At 66.8% G+C, this 6,372-nt stretch carries 3 protein-coding genes and 1 pseudogene; all 4 read right to left on the minus strand.

The annotated features are described in order from the left end of the window. Nucleotides 1-185 precede the first annotated feature (185 nt). Complete coding sequence (locus BM287_RS17660; protein WP_139230701.1) at nt 186-434, minus strand: hypothetical protein; 249 nt, start codon at nt 432-434, stop codon at nt 186-188. A 214-nt stretch (nt 435-648) separates the two neighbouring features. After that, complete coding sequence (locus BM287_RS18140) at nt 649-3,183, minus strand: RHS repeat-associated core domain-containing protein (protein ID WP_139230702.1); 2,535 nt, start codon at nt 3,181-3,183, stop codon at nt 649-651. Nucleotides 3,184-3,469: 286 nt separating this feature from the next. Beyond that, nucleotides 3,470-4,261, minus strand: a pseudogene (locus tag BM287_RS15265) (hypothetical protein); the annotation flags it as partial. A 15-nt stretch (nt 4,262-4,276) separates the two neighbouring features. Then, a partial coding sequence (locus BM287_RS15270; RefSeq protein ID WP_211772990.1) for a DUF6531 domain-containing protein occupies nt 4,277-6,372 on the minus strand: 2,096 nt, incomplete at its 5' end.

The following is a 6,372-nucleotide window of genomic DNA, read 5'->3' on the forward strand; positions in this document are numbered from 1 at the left end:
TCGGCCGATAGCTTGGACACGGGCCGTGGGGACGGACAGGCGATCCAGCAGGAAAGGCCGGTTACCGCACCGGGGTTGCGCTCTTGAACCATGTCCTCACGCGGTCGCTTGTTCTCGGCCTTGAGCCGGCGGATAACCACCCTTCCGCCTCGAGATCCAGTACCCGGTCATACCGCGCTCCTTGTCTATCGAAATGCGTCGATTGCTATGGTTGCGCCAATATTTGATACTTCTTCCACGAGCTCGGGCGTGATGAGAATACCGGCCTGACCACTCTCTGGGGCAAGAGTGATGTAAATGGTGCACTCGCCACAGTTTCGCTTGAGAAAGTCAGCATCGACGTGGTGTTCGCGTAATGCTGCCAGCTGCGTCTCGAGAGCTTCTACGAACCGCTCCTGGCGCGCTTCGGCGTCTCCTTCTAAGAAGCTGCTCATGGAACTCAGGGCCACCGAATGATCGCCCCGGACCTCCCGATACCGAACCGCAGACGCTCGAAGCGTGTCAACTTCAGGTGTGAGCGCGGAAAACCAACAAACAGAGCTAACTATTACCTGGTCCACCCGGCGACGGGACAGTTGTAGCCGCCGTAATGAAAACATGACATCCCTCACTTATGTTGGTCGTCGCCGATGGGAAACAATCGCGCCGTCAGGCAGTTGCGACCGTGATCGGCGAGATAATTGTTGCAATCAGGATCACGAGCACTGCGACGATGCCGGCGCCGATGGATTGGAAGACTTGCCCCCAATCGATAGAGGCGGGGCTGCTCACAGATTGCCCCAAATAGTCCTCCACGTTTCCAATGGATTCGCCGTCCCCTCCCTTGATCCGAACTTCCCCTGTTGCCGTATCCACCTCAACGTCCGGATTGTTGCTTCTACCCCCGAATTTCCCAGATCCCTTGACCTTGTGAATGGCATCGCGGAAATCCTTCGGCGAGACCCCGAACTTCTGCGCGGCCTTTCCGAGATTATCTGTCCAATTGCCGCCGCCCGCGCCGTAACCAGCTTGCGCCGAATGAGAACGCGGGTTTTGAGCGTCCGATGCCTGCGTTGCGTAACACGACCGGACCTCATAAGCGGGTTGCGCCGAGCAGTTGGGCGTGCTTGGGTCTGCGCCGCTGCTGTTGACCGTGCTGGCGTTGGTGGGTGTCCAGGGGTCGCTGAAAGTGGGTGCGTCTGCGCCGCTGCCGTTGACCGTGCTGCTGAGGCCGGCGGGGCTGTTGGTGGGGGTGGGGTACACCACCGGGGCTGCGACCCAGCCGCCGTGGGGACCCTCGATGAGCTCGCGGTGTCCGTCCGGGTCGATGAACGTGGCCGGATTGTTGGTGACATACCCGTACCGGTGCTGGGACTGGGGAGTGTCCAGCGTGCCCGCATAGCTGTCGGCTTGCATCCACTGGGCTTGCTCGGGTTGGTAGGTGCGGGCCTGGTATTGGATGAGGCCGGCGTCGGGGTTGTTCTGTTGCCCGGTGTACCCGATCGGGGTGGTGGTGGTCGTGTTCGGCAGCACGGCACCCGCATCCGTCACCTGCAGGTGCAGCGGTAGCGGGTTCCCGCCGGTGCTGCCGTGCAAAGACCCGGAGGTGGGTTCTGCCGCACCGAAGTCGGTGTAGGAGGACGCGGTGAGCGTGGCCCCAGCACTGTCGGCGGTGGCACGGACGGTGCCTTGCGCATCCAAGTACAACCAGGACGCCGTCGTGGTGGTTTTCCCGTCGTCGGTTGTGCTGGTGGTTTGGTGGTCGGCGCCTTCCGGACCCCACATCAGGTTGATGCTGGTCTTCCCGGTGGCCCAGGACACTGGGGTGACCCCGTCGTTGGTGATGGTGGTCGCGTTGCCGACGAATGGGGTGTCCCCGGTCACTTCGGCCGGGCAGCCGGGCACGGTGCCGCCGGTGCCGCAGCCGGTGCCACCGAGCAGTCGGCTCAGGGTCGGGGTGAGGTGGTCGGAGGCGTATTCATCCGGGAGTGTCTCCCCCACCGTCCGACCCAGGCCGTCATAGCTGTAGCTGGTGACCAGATTGTCCGACCGGGACGACTTGGTCAGCCGACCCGTGAAGTCGTACGAGTTCGTCGTGGCCAGGGTGCTGGTCTTGGTGCCCGAGATCACACCGAGCAGGGTCGCGGTCTGGATGGTGTCGACCTTGGATGCGGTCTGCTCCCCGTTCGCATCCCACGTGTTCGTCGTGGTCACGGTCCCGACCTCGGAACCCAGCAGCCCGGACGCGCTGCGCGGCCCGACCGTTTGAGTCACCAACTGGTTGGTCGCGGAGTAGGTGGCGTGGTAGCCCAGGATCTGCCCGGTCAACCGGTCCGTGTCCGTGCCCGAGACCCGGTTCCCGGCCGCGTCATACCCATAGGTCGCTTTCACCCCGTCGGTGCGGGTGGAGGCGGTCAGCCGGCCCAGCTTGTCGTAACTGTAGGTGGTGGTCAGGTGTTTAGACGCCGACACCTGGTCCAGGCTGGTCACCCGCCCGTTCGTGTCGTGACCGTAGGAGAGGGTCATCGGCAGGCCGTCCGCCGCGGTCAGGTTCGCATCCGGGCACACCGGCAACAGACCACACACCAGACCGGTCACGGCCCCGGTCACCGCCGGCACCAGGCCGATGCCCGTGGACGCGGTCCCCGTCGCGGACGCCGAAGCAGTCGCGGTCGGGGTCGGCGTTGCGGTGGGGGTGGCCGGGACTGCGGGGGTGGGCGTGACCGTCGGGGTCGGGGTGGGCGAGGGCACCACCGACGCTGACGGCGACGGGGTGGGTGTGGGTGTCCCCGTCGGTGCGGGCGCGGCCGGCGCCGGCGTGGCCGGCGCGGTCGCGGATGGGGCTTGCGGTGCCGCGTTGTCGTTCACCCCGGGCGTGGACCCGGTGTGGCTGATTTTGGTGATCTGCCCGGCCGAGTCGTAGCTGTAGGTGGAGGTGGTGTTGTTCGGTCGGGTGATCCGGGTCAGGTTCGAGGAGGCGTCATAGCCGTAGCCGACGGTTCCAGTGGAGTCGGTTTGCGAGGTGACCCGGCCGGCGGCGTCGAGCCCGTACTTCACGGTGGACCCGTCCGGGTAGGTCAGGGCGGTGCGCAGCCCGGAGGCGTCGAAGCTGTAGCCGAGGGTCTTCCCCGCACCGGTGGTGGTGGAGGAGATCCGGCCGGCCGCATCGAACGACCAGGACGAGGTGCCGGTGGAGTCGGTCATCCCGGTCAACCGGCCCGCGTCGTCGTAGCTGTAGCCGATCGCCGACCCCGTGGCGGGGGTGGTGGCGGTGAGGCGACCGGTCGGGTCGTACCCGTACTTCGTGGTCTTCCCGTCGGGTTTCGTCGAGGAGGTCTCCTGCCCGGCCGGTCACCCGGGTGAGCCGGCCGGCCGGGTCATACCCGTAACTGGTGGTCACGTTGGTATCCGCGCTGGCGGCAGCACCGGGGACCGCGTTCTCGGTCACCTGGGTGAGCAGCGCTGCAGCGTCGTGGGAGTAGGCGGTGGTGACCCCGGCCGGGTCCACCATCGCTGCCAGGACACCGGCGGCGGTGTACTGGTAGGAGGTGGTGGCACCGTTCTGGTCGGTCTTCGACGCGAGCTGGTTGGTGCCGGTGAAGCTGAAGTTGATCGTCCCGCCGCGCGGGTCGGTGATGCCGGTGACGTTCCCGTTGCCGTCGTGCGCATACATGGTGGTGTCGCCGGCGCCGTCGGTGCTGCCGCTCATCCGGTTCGCGCCGTCGTAGCTGTAACTGGTGGCACGACCGGCCGGGTCGGTGACGGAGGTCAGGTTGCTGGCCGGGTCGTAGCCGTACACGGTTTTCCCGCCGGCGGGATCCGCGGAGGAGATCGCCCGGTTCAACGCGTCGTAGGCGACCGTGGTGGTCCGCCCGGTCTGGTCGGTGCTGCTGGTGCGGTTACCGGCCGGGTCGTACCCGTACTTCGTCTGCTTGCCCGCCGGGTCGGTGACGGTGACCACCCGGTCGGCGGCGTCGTAGGTGTAGGAGGTGGCGTGCCCGTTCGGGTCGGTGGTCTTCACCAGCCGGCCGGTGGCATCGTAGGCGAAGACGGTGCTGCCGCCTCGAGCGTCGGTGACCTTGACCGGCCGGTTCACGGCGTCGTAGCTGATGCTGGTGACGCTGCCTGCCGGGTCGGTGATGCTGGTCAGGTTCTGCGCGGCGTCATAGGTTTTCTGGGTGGTGTTCCCGTCCGGGTCGGTGACCGCGGTCACCAAGCCTTCACCGTTGTACGCGTATTTCGTGACGCCGCCGTCGGGGTTGGTCACGCTGGTGCGCCGGTACTCGCTGTCATACCCCTAACGGGTCACCCCACCGGTCGGGTCGGTGATCGTGGCAACGTTCAGACCCTTGTTGTAGGTGTAGGAGGTGACTCCGCCGTTCGGGTCGGTGATCGTGGCGACCTTGTCGTCGGCCTGATACGTGTACGCCGTGACCGCTCCGGCACCGTCGGTGCGGGAGGTCAGGTTACCGACCGCGTCGTAGGCGAAGGTCGTGGTGTGCCCGTCCGGATCCACTGCGCTGGTGACCCGGGAGGCCGCATCGTAGGTCAGGGTGGTCTTCCCGGAGGCGGCGTCGGTGACGCTGGTCAGGTTCCCGTGCCCGTCGTACCCGTACGAGGTGGTGTTCCCGTTCGGGTCCGTCCGGGAGGTCAGGTTGCCCGCGGTGTCGAAGGTCTGCTGCCAGTGCGCACCGTCCGGGCCGGCGACCGCGGTGGTGCGGCCCTGCGCGTCGACGGTGTAACTGGTGGTGCGCCCATCGGTGAGGGTCTGCGAGGTCAGGTCGCCCTGTGCGGTGTAGCTGTAGGAGGTGTCCGCCCCGTCCGCAGCGATCGTCTGGGTCAACCGGCCCTGCGCGTCGTACACCGACTTGGTGGTGTTGCCGTTGCCGTCGGTGCTGGCGGTGGTGTCCCAGTTCTTGTAGGTGGTGCCGATGGTGTGGCCCAGCGGGGTGACCACCTTCGTCACCCGGCCCTGGGCGTCGATCGAGAACGTCGTGGCAGCACCCGTGGTGTCGGTGTAGGTGGTCGAGTTCTGGCCGTAGCTGATCGTGGTCGCGGCGCCATCGCCGTTGACCTGCTTGACCACCCGGCCGGCGTCATCGTACGTGTTCGTGACATAGGTGGTCCCATCCGGGGCCGTCACCGTCGTCATCCGGTTGCTGCCGTCATACCCGTAGGAGGTGGCGTGACCTGCCGGGTCGGTGACCGAGGCGAGGTTGCCGGCGGCGTCATAGGCCAGCGTCCAGGCGGCGCCGTCCGGCCGGGTCGCGGTGACCACCCGTCCGGCGCTGTCCGCGGTGAAGGCGAGGCTCTGCCCGCCGGGCTCGGTGACCGACGCCAACGGGCCGAACGAGGTGATCACCCGGGCCGGGGTGCCGGAACCGCCCGAGCTGCCATCCGGGGCGACCGGCCACGGGTTCGGCGTTGCCGGGATCGTGATGCTCGTGGTCCCGTACGTGTACGACCAGGTGTGCCCGGCACGATCCGTGCGCGAGACCATCACCCCGGCACCCGTGTACGAGTCCTCGGTGAACACCTCGGTCGAGCTGTCCGGCATGGTCAACGTCAACGTGTGCGCCGCCGTCCGCGACAATCTCGTGTAGATCCCCGGCTGCACCGAGCTGAAGCTGCCGTCCGCGTTCCTGGTGAACGCTGTCGCCGACCCATCCCCCGCCGTGACCAGCACCGACCCGTCCCCATAAGTCTGGGATTTCGCCGCCAGCCCCGAGGACCAGCCGCGACCGAACATCCCCGACCGGGAGTCCAGAGAGTTGTAGGTCAGATCCACCGGCGTGCTCACACCACCGGGCCCCGACACCGTGAACAGGTTCTTGGACTGCAGGAAGTTGCCGGTGGAGAAGTTCACCGGATCCGACCCATAGCGCATCCAGTTGCCGAACCCCAGTGCGAACAGCGCAGCCAGCTCCGCCGCCGACGGCACGCCCGGGAACGCCGTCTGCCCCTTGGACGCATCCCCACAGGTGATGTTCTGCGCCTGCAACTGACGCGCCAGCGCCGTCACCACCGCATCGATCTGGAACCCGTACTGAGCACCCTCATACGTGCCCGAGATCGCCGGCCAGTCGAAGTTGTGATCCATGAACCCGAAGAACGTCTGCGCATACGTGCCCGGCAGATTCGCGAACTCCGCATACGGGTACGTCGTCCCGTTCGTGCCACCCTGCGTCACACCCGCCTGCTGCCGGCGCCCCGTGAACCGGGTCCACTCATCCAGCGTGCGCTGCCCGAACGCGAGGTCGTTCGCAAACGGCGAGGCGAACGAGGACGCACCCCCGTCAGCGGCCGTCCCCCACGGGGTCCCGTTCAGATTGTTCAGGCTGATCGTCAACGACACGGTCGCGTTGGTCATCTGCGCCGCCCGCGCAGACCGGT

The sequence above is a fragment of the Leifsonia sp. CL147 genome, assembly GCF_900114565.1.
Classification (GTDB): domain Bacteria; phylum Actinomycetota; class Actinomycetes; order Actinomycetales; family Microbacteriaceae; genus Leifsonia.